Source organism: Bradyrhizobium sp. SK17, assembly GCF_002831585.1.
In the GTDB taxonomy this organism is placed as follows: Bacteria; Pseudomonadota; Alphaproteobacteria; order Rhizobiales; family Xanthobacteraceae; genus Bradyrhizobium.
Genome location: NZ_CP025113.1, coordinates 1,120,980 through 1,138,296 on the forward strand (window position 1 = coordinate 1,120,980; position 17,317 = coordinate 1,138,296).

A 17,317-nucleotide genomic window follows, 5' to 3' on the forward strand; every position below is an offset into this window, starting at 1 on the left:
CCGTCAGGCAGACATGCGCTTTCCGATGCAATGGCTCGGCGAGATCGCCGATGGGCACATCGAGCGGCTGACCATCGGCGAATCCGGCGCAGCCGTGTTCCGGATCAGGCGCGCTTACGGCGGAGACCTGTTCATCAAATCCGAGCCTGTCGACGAATTCGCCGAGCTGCCCGGCGAGATCGATCGGCTGCGCTGGCTGGCGAGCCGCGACCTCCCGGCGCCCGCGGTGCTGGACGTTGTCGTCGAACACCAACGTCATTGGCTGCTGATGAGCGAAATTGCGGGCCATGACCTTGCCACTGCCAGCGATCTGCCGGCGGCGGAAACCGTCATGCTTGCAGCGGCTGCGCTGCGCACCCTGCACCAGACGCCAATCGCGGCTTGCCCATTCGATCAGCGGCTCGACCAGCGCCTTGAAGCGGTGGGCAGGCGCGTGGCCGCCGGGCGCATCGACGAGGCGGATTTCGACGAGGAGCGCCTCGGTCGGACCACCACGGATTTGCTTGCGGAGTTGCTGGCTACGCGTCCCGTATCCGAAGATCTCGTGGTCACCCATGGTGACGCCTGCTTGCCGAACCTGCTCGCAGACGGCGGCCGCTTCACCGGATTCATCGATTGCGGCCGGCTCGGCATCGCCGATCGCCATCAGGACCTGGCGCTTGCCGCACGCAGCATCGCAAGCAATCTCGGAGTGGAATGGACCGAGCCGTTCTTCCGGCAGTACGGCATCGCGCCCGACGAGCGGCGCCTCGCCTTCTATCGCTTGCTCGATGAGTTCTTCTGAGACGGGCAATTTGGGCCGCGAGATGACGTATCCGTGACGGCGCAAACGGCGCCGCCGCGCCGCTTCCTTTGGTGTGGAAGCTCTGCCGGGATTTGTGTTACGGTGCCTGACAACCATTGATTCCGTTACGGAATTTCGGGTTACCCAGTCTGAATGATGCGTGAGGGGACATTCCGCGTGGCGCCGATCCAATACATCGTCGAAGGCGGCCGCCGCCTTTCGGGCACCATCGAGCCGGCCGGCAACAAGAACTCCGCGCTGCCGATCATCGCCGCGGCGCTGCTGACCGAGCACCCGGTCACGTTGACCAACGTGCCGCGCATCCGCGACACCGAGACGCTGGTCGAGCTGTGCCGCTCGGTCGGCGCTGCTGCCGAATGGACCGAGCGCAACACGCTACAGATCCATGCCAAGGAGATTCGTGCCGCCGATCTCGATCCGGCGCTGTGCGCCCGGATCCGCGCCTCGATCCTGCTCGCAGGCCCGCTGCTCGCCCGTTGCGGCGAGGTCGCGCTGCCGCCGCCCGGCGGCGACGTGATCGGCCGCCGCCGGCTCGACACGCATTTCCTGGCGTTCGAACAGCTTGGCGCCACGGTGACCGCGACGCACCGGCTCGAATTCCGCGCCGCGCGGCTGAAGGGCGCCGACGTGTTCCTCGACGAGCCCAGCGTCACTGCGACGGAGAACGCGCTGGTCGCCGCCGTCGCCGCGCGCGGCACCACCTATCTGCGCAACGCAGCCTCCGAGCCGCACGTGCAGGACCTCGCGAATTTCCTGGTCGCGCTCGGCGCCAAGATCGAAGGCATCGGCACCAACACCATCATCATCCACGGACAGGCCCCGCTCGGCGGCACCACGTTCGCGATCCAGCCCGACCATATCGAGGTTGGATCCCTGATCGGGCTTGCCGCGGTGACCCGATCGCCGCTGCGCATCGCGCGGGCCGGCGTCGAGCATCTGCGCTCGATCCGGATGGGCTTTGAGCGGCTCGGCATCGTCTGCGGCGTCGAGGGCGACGATCTCGTCGTGCCGTCGAACCAGACCATGAAGATCCACGACGATTTCGGCGGTCACGTGCCGAAGCTCGAGGACCAGCCCTGGCCGGCCTTTCCCGCCGACCTGATGTCGATCGCGATCGTCACCGCGACGCAGTGCGACGGCGTCATCCTGATGCACGAGAAGATGTTCGAGTCGCGGATGTTCTTCGTCGACAATCTGATCGCGATGGGTGGCCGCATCGTGCTGTGCGACCCGCACCGCGCGATCGTGGCCGGCCCGAGCCGGCTGCGCGGCGCACCGATGAATTCGCCCGACATCCGCGCCGGTATGGCGATGCTGCTGGCCGCGGTGTGCGCCAACGGCACTTCCACCATCAACAACGCCGACCAGATCGAGCGCGGCTATGAACGGATCGACGAACGCCTCAACGCACTCGGCGCCAAGATCAAGCGGATTCCCGCGCGATCGTAGTCTCCTGCGGCAGTTCGGCCATCCTTCCGGCGGCTTTATCGTGCTAAGCCTGCCGTCATGACCTGCATCGACAAGATCGACCCGGCCGCGTCGCGCGCGGCCGTCGTCCCCTCTCGCAAGCTGCTTACGGCCGAGCTCGCCGAAACGCTGAAGCTCGCGGTGCCGCTCGCGCTGACGCAGCTCGGGCAGATCGCGATGATGACCACCGATCTCGCCTTCATCGGCCGGCTCGGCAGCGAGAACGTCGCCGCGGCCGCGCTGGCGCATACCGTGTATTTCGTCAGCTTCACCATCGGCATGGGCATGATGTCCGCGGTCTCGCCGCTGGCGGCGCAGGCGTTCGGTGCGCGCAACCCGCGGGTGATGCGGCGCGCACTGCGGGTCGGGCTGTGGGCCGCCTTCTTCATGGTGCTGCCGCTGATGGCGCTGCCGTTTCACGGCGAGCGCATCCTGCTCGCGCTTGGCCAGACCGAGGCCACCGCGCATCTGGCGCAGCAATATCTGTTCGGGCTCGCCTGGGGCATCCTGCCGGCGCTGTGGTTCATCGCCATCCGCGGCTTCATGAGCGCGGTGAACCGGCCGGAGCCGGTGCTGTGGATCACGCTCGCGGCGATCCCGGCCAACGCGCTGATGGTCTATCTGCTGCTCTACGGCAAATGGGGCATGCCCGAGCTCGGCATGTTCGGCGCCGGGCTTGCCACCACGATTGTCAATCTCGGCACCTTCCTTGCCGGCGCGTGGTTCGCAGCGCGCCGCCGCCCGTTCCGCAAGTACCATGTGTTCAGCCGCGTCTGGCGCATCGACTGGCCGCTGATGGGCAAGCTGGTCGCGGTCGGCGCGCCGATCTCGATCGCCTTCCTGCTGGAATATGGCCTGTTCGGCGCCGCCGGCCTGTTGATGGGGTTGATCAGCACCACGGCACTGGCCGCGCACCAGATCGCGCTGCAGATCGCGGCGATCCTGTTCATGGTGCCGTTCGGCATCAGCATGGCGGCCACCGTGCGGGTTGGCCAGGCGGTCGGCCGCCGCGACGCCGAGGCGGTGCAGCGCGCCGGCTTTGTCGCGGTCGCGCTCTCCGGCGTCTTCATGAGTGTGATGACGCTGGCGGTGATCCTGGCCCGCTTCGAGATCGCGGCGCTGTTCCTCGGCGAGGCCTCCGACGCGACGGCACAGCTCACCGCGATGCTGCTCTTGATCGGCGCCACCTTCTTCATCGCTGACGGCGTGCAGACGACCACCGCCGGCGCGCTGCGCGGCATGAACGACACGAAGGTGCCGCTGCTGTTTGCCGTCATCAGCTACTGGCTGGTGGGATTCGCCTCCGCCGCCGCGCTGGCCTTCTGGGCCGGGCTCGACGCCCCCGGCGTCTGGATCGGGCTGTCGCTCGGGACCGCGGTTTATGCCACCCTGCTGATCTTGCGTTTCCGCCTGCTCGCACGCAAACTGCTGGGATGAAGGTCGACGAGGTCACACCGAACGTGGATTCCGCCGCGTTGCTCGCCGGCGCGCAGTTCGTCGATGCGTTCCGGATCGCGACCACGGACGCCGGCCTCGACGCGCGGCACGCCGCTGAGGCGATGGTGACGCGGCAGCCGCGCTGGATCGAATGGCTGCTCGCCTTGCGCAACCTCCTGGTCGCGCCGCTCGGCTTGAAAACCTCTGGCGCAACGGAAGGCGTGGCGCGCGACATGATCGGGATATTCCCGGTGGTCAGCGAAACGCCGCAGCGGCTGGTCGCCGGCTTCAACGACAAGCATCTCGACTTCCGGCTGGTCGTCGACGTCGCGCCGGACGGGCCCGCGCGCAGCATCACCGCGACCACGCTGGTGCTGACCCACAACTGGCTCGGGCGCGCCTATCTCGCTGTCATCCTGCCGTTCCACCGTCTGATCGTGCCCGCGATGCTGCGCAAGGCCGGAGGCTAGTCCATGGCCTTGTCGGTCGACCTGTTCTTCTCGTTCCGCAGCCCCTACAGCTATCTGGCGCTGCCGAAGACGCTGAAGATGGTCGCCGACTACGATGTCGCGGTGAACCTGCGGCCGGTCTATCCGCTCGCGGTGCGGGTGCCCGGTTTCTTCAAGAAGACCAACCCGCAATTCGCCCGCTATGTCGTGCTCGACTCCAGCCGCGTCGCCAAGCATGAGAACATCCCGTTCCGCTTTCCGCGTCCGGATCCGATCGTGCAGGACATGACGACGCTCGACGTCGCCGAACACCAGCCCTACATCCACCGTCTGACCCGGCTCGGCGCTGCCGCCCAGCTCGAGGGCCGCTCGCTTGCCTTCACCTCCGCCATCGGCCGCGTGCTATGGGACGGCTCGGTGAAGGGCTGGAACGAGGGCGACCATCTGGAGCAGGCAGCAACCGCCGCCGGCTTCGATCTCGCCGCGATGGATGCGGCCGTCACCGCGGATCCCGACCGCTACGAGCAGGTCATCAAGGGCAACGAGGACGCTCATGCCGCGTCCGCCCATTGGGGCGTGCCGACCTTCGTCTTCGAGAACGAACCGTTCTTCGGCCAGGACCGTATCGACCTCCTGATCTGGCGCATGGAAAGCAAGGGGCTGACGCGCCGCACGGCCTAGTCAAACGTCATGCCACGCTCTTCTCGGACGTTTCGCCCACGATCTTCTCGGAAGCCTCCTCGTTCGTGCACCAATTGCCGTGGCAGCGCTTGAGGTCGTTCAGATTCTGCCGCATCTGGTCGAGCGAGAAGCCCAGCGCGAAGAACCGCTCCATGACATCGACCGGAAGGCCGCGGGTCAAGCCCTCGCTGCGCACCGCGGCCACCTCCGCGCTGTAGGCCTGCAACGCCGCATCGACCGGCGCCATGTCGGCCGGGCCGCTGCCGGCGCGCAGCGCGGTCGCGACTGACATCATGTAGGTGACGATCGCCTTGCTGACGTCGGCGAGCGGCCGCGCCAGCCTGGTCTGGATTTCGGCCGGCAACGGCACCACCGAGGCCCGCCCGATCATCACGACGTCGTGCCGCAGCCGCTGGATGGTCCGCAGCAGGGGGCCGGTATCCGGCCCCGACGACAGGTGCATCGAGCGCTCGCGCTCGGCTTCCATGCCGGTGGCGTGCAGATTGGTCACGGCGGTGCCGATGCCATCCTGGATCCGGTGCAGCGCATCGTTGTCGAGGCCGCGGGTCAGGCCGGCGAGCAATTCGGCGAACGCTGCCGAGAGCAGTTCCAGCAGCTTCGATGCATTGACCCTGATCTGGCTGACCGCCCGCGACGGCAGCACCAGGAACGAGATCACGAGGCCGGTGAGCGCGCCGACCGTCACCTCGAGCACGCGGTCGATCGCGGAATCCAGCGGGTTGGAGTGATGCATCGTCGGCAGCAGCAGCACGATCACCGCCGTCACCGTCGCCGAGTTGAGGCTTGGATTGAGCGCGGCGATGAAGGCAAGCGGCACGATCGCCAGCACCAGGAGCGCCAGCAGGCTGCCCTCGCCGGAATGCGGGATCAGCACTGCGATCGCGCCGCCATAGATGGCGCCGCCGATGGTGCCGAGCATGTAGTCGCGGGTCGCCTTCAAGGAGCGCCCGACGCTCATCTGCGTGACGATCAGCGAGGTCAGCACCGCCCAGAGCGGCAACAGGAGATGCAGCGCCAGCGCGATGGCATAGGCCGCCACGCCGGCGGACGCGATGCGGACCGCCAGCGCCAGCTGCGTCTTGCGGCTCCAGAGCTTCTCGAACATGCGTTTTGCGAAGGTCCTCATGCACCGTGATCCGGATTCGATCGAAAGGCCTATGTTAAAGGACGCCGAGCATGGCTGCTGCCCGCGGCGGCAAGGTGGCTTGAAAGGCCAAACCGGCCCGCCTACCCTGCGCCGCAAAATTGAGGAAACACGATGGCCCACGAAACCGCAACGCTCGCCGCCTACGTCGCCGACATGAAATTCGAGGACATTCCGCCGGAGGTGCTGGAGCGCGCCAAGGTCCTGACGCTGGATTTCCTGGGCAGCACCATCCGCGCCCGCCGCGATGCGGAATCGACCCCCTCGCTGATGAGGATGCTGGAAGCGCTGGCGCTGGACGGTAAGGGCGAGGCCACCGTGTTCGGCGACAGCAAGACCTGGACGCCGGCGGTTGCGGCGCTGCTCAACGGTGCGCTCGGTCATTCGCTCGATTTCGACGACACCCACGCCGATTCCTCGCTGCATCCGAGCGCACCGGTGGTGCCCGCCGCCTTCGCGGTCGGCGAAATGGTCGGTGCCTCCGGCCGCGACGTGCTGACCGCGATCGTCGCCGGTTATGAAGTGTGCTGCCGGCTCGGCAATGCGCTCGACCCGACCTCGCATTACGCCCGGGGTTTCCACCCGACCGCGACGGCCGGCACCTATGGTGCCGCCGCGGCGGCGGCCAAGCTGTTCGGGCTGTCGAAGGAGCAGATCGTCTCGGCCTTCGGCGTCTCCGGCAGCCAGGCTGCGGGCTCACTGCAATTCCTGGTCAACGGCGCCTGGAACAAGCGCTACCAGGTCGGCGCCGCCGCGATGAACGGCGTGATCGCGGCGACGCTGGCGCGCAACGACTTCGTCGGTTCGAGCGACTCGGTCGAGGGCAAGCATGGCCTTTTGGTCGGCTATACCGATGACCCGCATCCGGACAAGGCGGTGGCTGGCTTGGGCCACACCTATGAGACGCTGAAGATCGGCGTGAAGCCGTATCCGAGCTGCCGCTACACCCACGCCGCGATCGACGCGCTGATCGCGATGCGGCGCGAGCACAATCTGACCCCGGACCAGATCAGGAAGGTCGAGATCGGGCTGCACCGCAACGGCATCACGCTGACCGGCGACGCCGCCACCAAGCGCCACCCGACCTCGGTGGTCGGCGGCCAGTTCTCGATGTTCTTCACCGGCGCGATCGCGCTCGACCAGGGCCATTTCGGCTGGGACGATTACGAGCGGCTCGGCGATAAGGCGATCGACGCGCTCGCCGACAAGTTCGATGTGGTGCAGGACGACCGGCTCGAGATCGGCCGCACCCACCCGTTCGGCGCCCGCGTCTCGATCACGACCGATGACGGCGTGCATGAGCGCCTCTACGCCGATCCCTCGGGCGAACCGACCTCGTTCCCCGACGCGCAGGCGATGCAGCAGAAGTTCCTGACGCTGGCCCGCCCGGTGCTCGACAAGCGCGCCGACCAGCTTGCGGATGCGATCCTGACGCTGGAGCGGTTCGACCGCGTGGAGAAAGCGACGCAGCTGGGGCGGCAGTAAGCCGAGCCGTTGGCGAAGGCGATCACCACATCGACCGCGGTCGTCCTGGCGAAAGCCAGGACGACGATGAGGGTGGTTCTCGATTGAAGATATCAAGCAGCTCAGAATGAGGAGGCAGCCTCTCGTTGAATGACGAGAGAACTGCGTGCCTCGAAAATGGCGTTCACCTACTCCGCGCCATCGATGATCACGAAATCGCCTTCCGAATATTGCTGCCGGATCGCCTTGGCGGCCTGGTATTCGGGGGAGGTGTAGCACTCCATTGCGACGGCGCGGTTCTTGAACTCGATGACGAAGTTGCGCTGGCGGGTCGCGCCCTCCATCACCTCATACAGGCCATTGCGCACGACGAAATAGGCACCGTATTTCTCGAACACCGGCATCGCCGCGGCGAGATAGTCGCGATAGCGCACTTCGTCGTGAACCGTGACGTGCACGATCCAGTAGGCTTTCGGCATGTGCTCCCCCGTTTGCGGCGACCCGACGGATCGTGGCGTGCCTGCTACAGGATGCGCCACGGCTACAGAAAATTCCGCAAACGAGGACTCAATTCAAGAGATTGCCGGATTGTATCGCGTGTGCATCAGTCGCGTCCGGCAAGGGTCGCCTTGCCGGAGCTCACTGTGACGACGTCACGGACCAGGTCGGACACCCCATCCGCCTCGGGCGGCATGTTCGGCGAGCGGCCGAGCCGCACGATGACGAGCCGCTGCGACGGCACGACGATGACGTATTGCCCGATCGTGCCCTTGGCGAGGAATGCATCGCGCGGCCAGCCGTGGTCGACGCGAAATCGGGCGCCGTAGCTGTTGCCGAGATTGGTCCAGAAGCCGGCGCCATAGCCGACCCAGGCGTGCGGCGTCGGCGATGCCGCATATTTCACCCAGCCTTCAGGCAGGATGCGCCTGCCGCCAACCACGCCGTCATCGAGATAGAGCTGGCCGAACCTCGCCCAGTCGCGCGCGCTCGCCAGCATCTCGCCCGATCCTTTCGGCGTGCCCGCCGCATCGAACTCCAGCACCACGTTGCGCATGCCGAGCGGATCGAACAATTCGCGATGCGCGAACCGCATCACGTCGGCGGCATGGCCGCCCGCCGCGTCGCGGATCAGATGCGAGAGGATGACGTAATTGCCATCGTGATAATTCCAGGCCTGGCCCGGTGCCGTTTCGAGCGGAATGCTCTCGGCATAGCTGGCCATGTCCGACTCGACGTACTTCATCCGGTTGACGGGCTCGAGCGCGGACATCAGCGAGGCTTGCAGCGAGCTGCCGAGCGCAAGGCCCGCGGTGTGACGCAACAGCTGATCGACCGTGATGGCGTGTCTCGGATCATGCGGGTCCTGCCAGGCCGCGATCGGAACCGGCTGATCGACCGTCAACTTGCCGTCGCGCACCAGGATTCCGATCAGAGCGGAGATCACCGATTTGGTCGCGGAGAAGCCGAGCAGCGGGGTGTCGACGCCGATGCCGTCGGCGTAACGCTCGGCGATGATGCGGCCGTCCTTCATGACCACGACCGCGCGGGTGTGACGGAACGGCGGTTGCGTCGGTTCGGCGAAGGCGCGATCGAGCGCGGCGGCGAGTTGCGGGCTCTGCGGCGCGACGATGCCGGGACCGGCGATTTCGGGCAGCAGCGCGGCCTGCGGCTGCACCTGCGGCAGCGCGACGTCGGCCAGCGCCGCACCATGCTCGAGCGTGCAGCCGAGCCCCTCGCGATACACCGCATGGCTGCGGCCGAGGCCGAACAGGGTGACCGAGACGTCCTTGCGCTGGCGGTCGACCTGGTAATCCATCGCCCAGGTGATCAGGCCCACCCCCGGCATCGCCTCGGTGGTCTCGGTGAAGTCGCGCCTTGGATCGAGGCCGCTGACGAAGGTTTCGGAGCAGAGGATGTTGGCGACAAATCCGGTTGCCACCCTGGGCACGTCGCGGGCGCGGGCGGCGGACCAGCCCAGTGCACCGAGGGCAGTGCTGGCAGCGAGGATGAGAATGAGCTTTCGACGGGTCACGTGGGTCCTCCGGCATGTGAAAGTGTGTGGCGGGAGGAAGCAGCGACCGACCCGAAAGGGCTCGCCGGATTTGGAAATCGGACTAGCCGGGGACTGGAGGCGGCTCGCCGATTCTGAAATTGTGTCGTGATTTCAATGACAGCCTGGAACGACGAAGTCGACGCGCCGGTCGGGCTTCCCGTTGCGGGGCGCTCTCACGGCAGGCCCCTTGCCAGAATATCGAAAACAACCCCATGCAAAGGGGGCCGGCGGCGGCAGCGTTCGGCAAGGCTGAGGGAGGGAACCCTGCCGTCGGTGCGCCCCTCACGACGAAATGGAGCAATCACGCCGCGCTCGCCTTCAGCTTGCGGTACTCGGTTGGGGTCACGCCGGTGGTGGCCTTGAAGGCGCGATTGAACGGGCCGAGCGACTGGAAGCCGGCGTCCATCGCGATGGTGATGACCGGGACTTCGGCCTGGGTGGGATCGGCGAGCGCGGCCTTGGCTTCCTCGATGCGGTGGTTGTTGAGGAAGACGTTGAAATTGCGATAGCCGAGCCGCTGGTTGATCAGCCGCCGCAACCGGTATTCGGGAATCTTGAGCCGGGTCGCCAGCATGCCGATGGTGACGTTGTCCTGGCGGTAGATCCGCTCGTCCGCCATCAGCCGCATCAGGGTATTGACCAGCTTCTGGTCGGCTATCTCCTCCATCGCGGCCGGCGGCGCGTTGGCAATGACGGGCTCGACCGGCGTGGCGAACAGCTCGGCGCCATCGACGCGCATCATGGCCCAGGTGATACCTGCGACGATGGCGGCGAGCACGCCCGCGTTGAGCAGGTTGGCCCACTCCACGGTCACCCGGCTGCCGGCATAGGCGATCTGTAGCAGCGCGTTCATTCCGCCATACAGCGCCGACGCCACCACGATAAAGACACGAACGCGGCGGCGGCGCTCGACCAGATCCGCCGACCATGATCCGACGGTCTGCGCCACGGCAAGCGCGATGAAGACGAGCCCCAGCAGATTGACCGTGGTGATCGCTGCCTGCGCGTGGCCGCGGGGCGCGATCCACATGCAATTGACGAAGCTGAATGCGACCACCGCGGCACAGATCAGACCGTGCCACCAACGCAGCACGAAGCCATCATCGAACAGCGCGCGGGTGAACAGCCAGAACACCACCATGTCGCCGGTCGCAAGCGCGATCAGCGGCGCGTGCCAGACCGAGATCGGCTCCCCGGCGCCGATCGACGCGGTCACCGCATGCGCGGCCGCGCCGAGCGCGAAGGCGATCACGAGCCGCCCCGCCAGCACGTTGCGGAAATCCGCGAACATCGAGGCTGCAAGCACCAGCAGCAGCGTCACCGCGGCGGCGCGCAGGCAGAGTTCGGTTGCGGCCAATGTCATCGGTCGAAAGGATCTCCGGATCAGCCGAACAATCGGCGCTCAGGCTGCATTTTTCAAGCCGGATCGCGGCGCCAGCGCTGGCGTGTCGTGACCCAGATATCGACGACATCGCCCTCGAGCCGACCCGGCCCCTCATTGTCGGCGCCGAGCCGCCGCGCCACCGCCTGGGACGCGACATTGGCCGGATCGATGCAATGGATGATGCGGTCGAGCGTGAAATTGTCGAACACAAAATCGATCGCGGCGCGCGCCGCCTCGACCGCATAGCCCTGGCCGCGATGCTCCCGGGCGATGCCCCAGCCGACCTCGAAGCCCGGCCAGCCCGGCGGATAATACGGCCCGACGCGGCCGATATAACGGGCGGACGATTTCTCCTCGACCGCGAACATGCCGAAGCCATGCAGCGCCCAATGGCCCGAGATCACGGCAGCGTTGCGCCAGCCCTTCAGCTCCGACGTGATGGGCTGATGATCCGGCGTGATGAAGCGCGCCGTCTCGGGATCGGACAGCATCCGCGTGTTGTCAGCGATATCGGATACGCGCCATGGCCGCAGGATGAGCCGCGCGGTCTCGATCACGGGACCATCGACACGCAGCAGGTTTGCATTAGGCCTCAGCAGCGAAACCATCATCGCCTCCGGTTTCCGGAATTATGCCGTTGTCATCGCTGCCACGCTAGAGCCGCACACCACGCCATCGTCCCTGCGAAAGCAGGGACCCATAACCACCAAATTCGGTTGGTGCGCGGTGCTGCGGCCGCAGCCTTCGCAACATAAGCATTTGTGGTTACGGGTCCCGGCTCGCGCTTCGCTTGGCCGGGACGGCGGATGGGGTATGATCGCGGCAAAAGAGTATGATCCGGCAAGATGTAAGGAGTCCCACATGAGCTGGCAGCCCTCGACCGATCCCGAACTCGGTGATCCCCAAACCTGCGACGCGCTGGACCTGATCATCGTGCCGCGCACCCGCGATCTCGGCGACGGCTTTGCGGTGCGACGCGCGCTGCCGCATGGCAAGCGGCAGATGGTCGGGCCGTTCATCTTCTTCGACCATTTCGGCCCGGTGCAATATCTCGCCGGCAAGGGCATGGACGTGCGGCCGCATCCGCATATCGGGCTCGCCACCGTCACCTATCTGTTCGACGGCAGCATCATGCACCGCGACAGCGAGGGCAACATCCAGGAGATCCAGCCCGGCGCGATGAATTTGATGACCGCGGGCCGCGGCATCGCGCATTCCGAACGTACCCCCGACGTGCAGCGCCGCGACGGCCAGAAGATGCTGGGCCTGCAAAGCTGGATCGCGCTGCCGGCCGGCAAGGAAGAGATCGCGCCGTCGTTCCAGCATTATGGCGCGGGCGACCTGCCGATGATTTCCGAGCGCGACTTCACCGCGCGGGTGATCGCGGGCTCGGCGTTCGGCATCACCTCACCGGTCAGCATGGTCTCGCCCTGGTTCTACACCGAAGTCACCGCGCAGGCCGGCACCAGCGTGCCGCTCGACCCCGATCATGAGGAGCGCGCGATCTACATCGTCGACGGCGAGGTCGAGATCGCGGGCGATCGCCATGAGGGGCCGCGGCTCCTGATCTTCCGGCCCGGCGACCGCATCACCGTGAAGACGCTGCGGCCGACCCGCATGATGTTCCTCGGCGGCGACGCGCTGGAAGGGCCGCGCCACATCTGGTGGAATTTCGTCTCGTCATCGAAGGAGCGGATCGAACAGGCCAAACAGGACTGGAAAACCGGCCGTTTCGCCCAGGTTCCGCAGGAACACGAGTTCATTCCGCTGCCGGAGTGAGCTATTTGCTGTGATATCCCTTGATATCCTCGGCAGCCCGCACGCCGCGTGCGGGCGCCTTGCTTTCGAAAGATCACGCCCATGACCGCGATGCTGACAAGCGATTTGCCCCTGCCCCGGATCGGCCGCGGCAAGGTGCGCGACATCTACGCCGTCGGCGACGATCGCGTGCTGCTGCTCACCACCGACCGCATCTCGGCGTTCGACGTGGTGATGGCGGAAACCATTCCGATGAAGGGCGCGGTGCTGACCCAGATCAGCGCCTGGTGGTTCCGGCAACTCGAAAGCACCGTGCCGCATCACATGATCAGCGCCGATGCCGACGAGATCATCCGCGCGGTACCAGAACTGAAGAACCATCGTGACGACATCCTCGGCCGCGCGATGCTGTGCCAGCGCACCACCGTGTTCCCGATCGAATGCGTGATCCGCGGTTACATCTCAGGCTCGGCCTGGAAAGAGTACGCCGCCGCGGGCACGCTCGCCGGCGAGAAGCTGCCGGCGGGGCTGGTCGAGAGCCAAAAGCTCGAACCCGCGATCTTCAGCCCGGCGACCAAGGCCGAGGCCGGCCATGACGAGAACATCACGGTTGCGCGGGTGCGCGAGATCGTCGGTGCCGATGTTGCCTCGACGCTGGAGAAGATGGCGCGCGATGTCTACGCTTACGGCGAACAGACCAGCCGCGCGCGCGGCATCATCATCGCCGATACCAAGTTCGAGTTCGGGCGCGACAAGGACGGTCGCATCATCCTGATCGACGAGGTGATGACGCCGGACTCCTCGCGGTTCTGGGCGGTCGATGCCTACAAGCCGGGCCAGCCGCAGCCGAGCTTCGACAAGCAGCCGCTGCGCGACTATCTCGACATCGAGCGCCGCGCCGGCCGCTGGAACGGCGACGCCCCGGCGCCGCCGCTGCCGGCGAGTGTGGTGGACGCCACCAGCAAGCGGTATCTCGAAGCGTATCGCCGCGTGACCGGAAGCGAGCTGAAGATCTAGCGGCACCGTCGTCGCACTCACTCCATCACCGTCACCCTGAGGAGCGCGTAGCGCTTCTCGAAGGGTCGACGGCCCCCGCTCGTGGCCGTGCATCCTTCGAGACGCCGCTTCGCGGCTCATCAGGGTAACGGGGAGAGGGCGCGCTGCGCGCCTGCATCAACCAGCCACGGAGGTGAATTCCATTCACCCCTGTTGAAGACAAACCTTTTGTCGCCGCACCCACCACCCTGCACTCTCCGCCCGTAACGGAGACTGCACGATGCGGCAATTGACTTATGTCGGCGGCAACAAGGTCGAATGGTGGGACGTTCCCGCACCGACCTTGCAGGATGATGGCGACGCGCTGGTGCAGCCGCTTGCGGTGACGCGTTGCGATCTCGACCTTGCGATCGTGCACGGCCGATCGGGCCTGCAAGGGCCATTCGCGCTCGGGCACGAGACGGCCGGCCGCATCACCGCGGTCGGCGATCGGGTGAAGAGTTTTGCGCCCGGCGATCTCGTGATCGTGCCATTCCAGATCAGCTGCGGCACCTGCGACCGGTGCCGGCGCGGCCACACCAATGCCTGCACGGCGGTGCCGTTTCGCTCGTCCTACGGGCTGAAGCCGGTTTGCGGCGTCGAATATGGCGGCGGACTGTCCGACCTGATCCGTGTGCCGTTCGCCGATCACATGCTGGTGCGACAGCCGGAGGGCCATGCGCTATCGCAGACCGCGGGGCTGGCCGACGGCGCGACCGACGGCTTTTCCGCGGTGGCGCGCTTGCTGCGGCAATGGCCCGGCGCGGCTGTGCTGGTGATCGGCGGGTTCGCGCAATCGCTTGCGATGTTCGCGGTGCAGGCCGCGTTGGCGTGCGGTGCGGGCCGCGTCGTCTATCTCGACGACCATTCGCCGCGGCTGGCCAAGGCAAAGGCACTGGGCGCCGATATCGTCGAGGCGCCGGCGGGTCTGGTGATGGAGCCACCCGGCCTGTTCCCGATCGTGATCGACGCCGCGGCAACCGACGCCAGCATCCTCCTGGCCTTCCGTGCAACCGAACCGAACGGCCTCTGCCAGCGCATGTATGGCGACTTCGCCGCGACCACGCCGGTGCCGCTGCGGCACATGTACGGCGTCGGAATCACGCTGAGGGTCAGCCGCGTCAATGTGCGTGCCGAACTGCCCGACTGCGTTGCGCATGTTACGGCGGGACACTACCACCCGGAGCATGTGATCACCCGCCGCGTCCGGTTCGAGGATGCGCATGAGGCGATCGGCGATCCGACCATCCGCGTCGCCTTCGTTCACGATGGCATCGCCTGACCAACGGCGCTAGGCTGCTCTCCAACCAGAAAAGCAAAGGGAGCCAGCCAATGACCGAACCCGACAGCGTGCTCGTCGAGCGCGATGGTCCGATCACCATCGTCTCGATCAACCGTCCGCACAACCGCAACGCGGTCGATGGCGCGACCGCGCGCAAATTGTATGACGCGTTCACGGCCTTCGATGCCGACGCCAACGCATCGGTCGCGGTGTTCACCGGCACCGGCGGCACGTTCTGCGCCGGCGCCGATCTCAAGGCGGTGGCGGCGGGTGATCCCGAGAGGAAGCGCGAGATCGGCGGCCATGACACCATCGCGCCGATGGGACCGAGCCGGATGCGGCTGTCGAAGCCGGTGATCGCCGCGATCGAAGGCTTCGCCGTCGCCGGCGGCATGGAGCTCGCGCTGTGGGCCGATATGCGCGTCGTCGCCGAGGACGCGACCTTCGGCGTGTTCTGCCGCCGCTTCGGCGTGCCGCTGATCGATCTCGGCACCATCCGTCTGCCGCGACTGATCGGCCATTCGCAAGCGATCGATCTGATCCTCACCGGACGCCCGGTGAGCGGCGCTGAAGCCCACCGCATCGGGCTTGCCAACCGCCTGGTGCCGAAGGGCGAGACGCGCGCGCACGCCATCGCGCTCGCCAGGGAGATCGCCCAGTTCCCGCAGACCTGCTTGCGCGCCGACCGCCTGTCGGCGCTGCGGCAGTGGGACCTCGAGGAAGAAGAAGCGATCAGGAACGAGATGCGCGGCGGGCTCGACGTGATCGCGTCAGGCGAGACGCTGTCCGGCGCGACGCGATTCGCCTCAGGCATCGGGCGTCACGGCGCCTTCGGCAACCAGGGCGGCGGCTAGTCCCGCAACCTCAGCCTTTGCGTTCGCGCCGCGGACGTGCTGACCTGTCGTACCCATTCCGGAAGCAAGAACATGCCCGCACAAGCGATCGCAACCGAGCTGAAGACCTTCACCACGTCAAATTTCCGCTTACAGAACGGCGGCGCGCTTCCGGAGGTCACGATCGCGTACCGCACCGTCGGCACGCTGTCGGCCAACCGTGACAACGCCGTGCTGATCACCCATGGCAACACCAGCGGCCCGCAGATGATCGACCCCGGCGGATCGACCGGCGAAGGCAGCTGGTGCGAGATCGTCGGCCCCGACAAGGCCGTCGACACCAACCGCTACTTCGCGATCTGCCCGAACATGCTGGGCTCGTCCTACGGCTCGACCAGCGCGGCGAGCATCGACCCGCGGACGGGCCGGCACTACGGGCCGCGCTTTCCCGATATCACCGTCGGCGACATCGTCGCCACCCAGCGTGCGTTGCTCGATGGGCTCGGCATCGAAAAGCTGGTTGCGATCGTCGGTCCGTCCTATGGCGGATTCCAGGCACTGCAATGGGCGGTGGACTATCCCGACGCCATGCGCGGCATCGCCGCCGTGGTCACCGCGCCGCTGGTGCCACGCGAGCGTTCCGAAGGCAATGTCGCACGCTTGATGGCGACCTTGTCGCAGGATCCGAACTGGAACGGCGGCGACTATTACGATCACGGTGGCGTGCTCGAAAGCATGATCCAGATCCGCTCCGCGACGCTGAAGACCTACGGCATCGAAACGCGGTTGCGCGACACGCTGAGCGATGCCGCCGAAATCGAGGCCGCGATCCGCGCCGAGGCGACGGAGTGGGCCAAGGGGTTCGACGCCAATTCGCTGCTGACCCTTGCCAAGGCACTGCGCGGCTTCGACGTGACGGCGCAGTTCGGGCAGATCAAGGCCAAGCTGCTCTATGTGTTGTCGCGGACCGACAGACTGTTCCCGCCGGAGCTCGCGCAGCAGGTGATGCCGGCGCTCAAGGGAGCCGGCGTCGATGCCGATTATTTCCTGCTCGACAGCGACTACGGCCATTCGGCATCAGGCCGCGACGCCCACAAATGGGCACCGCGGTTGCGCACGTTCATGGACAGCCTCGGCTAGACAATCGGGCCAGACAGAACCGGCACGCCGACCTCCGTGCGGGTAGAGCAATCGCATATGGCAGCGAGCGGCTTTGCTGTCTCCACATTCGTCATGGCCGGGCTTGTCCTGGCCATCCACGTCTTCCTCACGCGGAAACTAAGACGTGGATGCCCGGCACAAGGCCGGACATGACGGACTTTGTGGGGAAATCGAGCGCATATGCGATAGCCCTGCCCGTACGCGGGAGAGGCCAAAATGCGCGGGCTGAGAAGCGCTGTCACAAAAATCCTGTTGTCGTCCTGCGCCGGGCTCGTCTACGACTAGAGCCTTTCCCATCCCGATGGAATCGGGACGGGGCTCCAGGTTTCTTGTCTTGACGCGT

At 66.4% G+C, this 17,317-nt stretch carries 16 protein-coding genes; 11 read left to right on the forward strand and 5 right to left on the reverse strand.

Annotated elements, in window-relative coordinates:
- Window positions 1-13: 13 nt before the first annotated feature.
- The 5 genes from CWS35_RS05175 to CWS35_RS05195 all read left to right on the forward strand — a co-directional run bounded on the left by CWS35_RS05175 (window position 14) and on the right by CWS35_RS05195 (window position 4,839).
- Entirely contained in the window at window positions 14-784 is a 771-nt protein-coding gene (locus CWS35_RS05175) for an APH(3')-II family aminoglycoside O-phosphotransferase (protein ID WP_024584558.1), read from the forward strand.
- Window positions 785-961: 177 nt separating this feature from the next.
- Window positions 962-2,254 carry a UDP-N-acetylglucosamine 1-carboxyvinyltransferase gene (gene murA, locus CWS35_RS05180; protein ID WP_024584559.1) on the forward strand — a complete coding sequence of 431 codons (1,293 nt, stop codon included), beginning with the start codon at window positions 962-964 and terminating at the stop codon, window positions 2,252-2,254.
- Window positions 2,255-2,311: 57 nt separating this feature from the next.
- Window positions 2,312-3,709 (forward strand): MATE family efflux transporter, encoded by a 1,398-nt coding sequence (locus CWS35_RS05185; protein WP_024584560.1) that lies wholly within the window; start codon window positions 2,312-2,314, stop codon window positions 3,707-3,709.
- The gene (locus CWS35_RS05190; protein ID WP_100951134.1) at window positions 3,706-4,179 is read left to right on the forward strand and encodes a DUF2867 domain-containing protein; all 474 of its coding nucleotides are present in this window, start codon (window positions 3,706-3,708) and stop codon (window positions 4,177-4,179) included. The genes CWS35_RS05185 and CWS35_RS05190 overlap by 4 nt, the downstream gene beginning before the upstream one ends.
- Window positions 4,180-4,182: 3 nt before the next feature.
- Complete coding sequence (locus CWS35_RS05195; protein ID WP_100951136.1) at window positions 4,183-4,839, forward strand: 2-hydroxychromene-2-carboxylate isomerase; 657 nt, start codon at window positions 4,183-4,185, stop codon at window positions 4,837-4,839.
- Between the two features lie 7 nt (window positions 4,840-4,846).
- Here CWS35_RS05195 and CWS35_RS05200 read toward each other — a convergent pair whose 3' ends face one another.
- A complete protein-coding gene (locus CWS35_RS05200; protein WP_100951137.1) occupies window positions 4,847-5,986 on the reverse strand; it encodes an FUSC family protein in 1,140 nt (379 codons plus the stop codon).
- Between the two features lie 132 nt (window positions 5,987-6,118).
- Between CWS35_RS05200 and CWS35_RS05205 the strand changes: the two genes are divergently transcribed.
- A complete protein-coding gene (locus CWS35_RS05205) occupies window positions 6,119-7,489 on the forward strand; it encodes an MmgE/PrpD family protein (RefSeq protein WP_100951139.1) in 1,371 nt (456 codons plus the stop codon).
- Between the two features lie 167 nt (window positions 7,490-7,656).
- On the opposite strand, the gene CWS35_RS05210 is transcribed toward CWS35_RS05205, so the two are convergent.
- The 4 genes from CWS35_RS05210 to CWS35_RS05225 form a co-directional block, all read right to left on the reverse strand.
- Window positions 7,657-7,947: a DUF1330 domain-containing protein gene (locus tag CWS35_RS05210; RefSeq protein WP_100951141.1), complete on the reverse strand. Its 291-nt coding sequence runs from the start codon at window positions 7,945-7,947 to the stop codon at window positions 7,657-7,659.
- 125 nt (window positions 7,948-8,072) lie between these two features.
- Complete coding sequence (locus CWS35_RS05215; protein ID WP_024584566.1) at window positions 8,073-9,500, reverse strand: serine hydrolase; 1,428 nt, start codon at window positions 9,498-9,500, stop codon at window positions 8,073-8,075.
- A gap of 322 nt (window positions 9,501-9,822) precedes the next feature.
- Complete coding sequence (locus tag CWS35_RS05220; RefSeq protein ID WP_168226272.1) at window positions 9,823-10,884, reverse strand: helix-turn-helix domain-containing protein; 1,062 nt, start codon at window positions 10,882-10,884, stop codon at window positions 9,823-9,825.
- A 53-nt stretch (window positions 10,885-10,937) separates the two neighbouring features.
- On the reverse strand, window positions 10,938-11,513 hold the full coding sequence (locus tag CWS35_RS05225; RefSeq protein ID WP_100956050.1) for a GNAT family N-acetyltransferase: 576 nt from the start codon (window positions 11,511-11,513) through the stop codon (window positions 10,938-10,940).
- A 253-nt stretch (window positions 11,514-11,766) separates the two neighbouring features.
- Here CWS35_RS05225 and CWS35_RS05230 point away from each other — a divergent pair, with 253 nt between their 5' ends.
- From CWS35_RS05230 to CWS35_RS05250, 5 genes are all read left to right on the forward strand, one after another.
- A complete protein-coding gene (locus CWS35_RS05230) occupies window positions 11,767-12,684 on the forward strand; it encodes a pirin family protein (protein ID WP_024584569.1) in 918 nt (305 codons plus the stop codon).
- Between the two features lie 81 nt (window positions 12,685-12,765).
- Window positions 12,766-13,680 (forward strand): phosphoribosylaminoimidazolesuccinocarboxamide synthase, encoded by a 915-nt coding sequence (locus CWS35_RS05235; RefSeq protein ID WP_100951143.1) that lies wholly within the window; start codon window positions 12,766-12,768, stop codon window positions 13,678-13,680.
- 259 nt (window positions 13,681-13,939) lie between these two features.
- Window positions 13,940-14,980 (forward strand): zinc-binding dehydrogenase, encoded by a 1,041-nt coding sequence (locus CWS35_RS05240; RefSeq protein ID WP_100951145.1) that lies wholly within the window; start codon window positions 13,940-13,942, stop codon window positions 14,978-14,980.
- Between the two features lie 50 nt (window positions 14,981-15,030).
- On the forward strand, window positions 15,031-15,834 hold the full coding sequence (locus tag CWS35_RS05245; protein ID WP_100951147.1) for a crotonase/enoyl-CoA hydratase family protein: 804 nt from the start codon (window positions 15,031-15,033) through the stop codon (window positions 15,832-15,834).
- A 72-nt stretch (window positions 15,835-15,906) separates the two neighbouring features.
- Window positions 15,907-16,953, forward strand: coding sequence for an alpha/beta fold hydrolase (locus CWS35_RS05250; protein ID WP_100951149.1), 1,047 nt, complete (start codon window positions 15,907-15,909; stop codon window positions 16,951-16,953).
- Window positions 16,954-17,317: the final 364 nt, after the last annotated feature.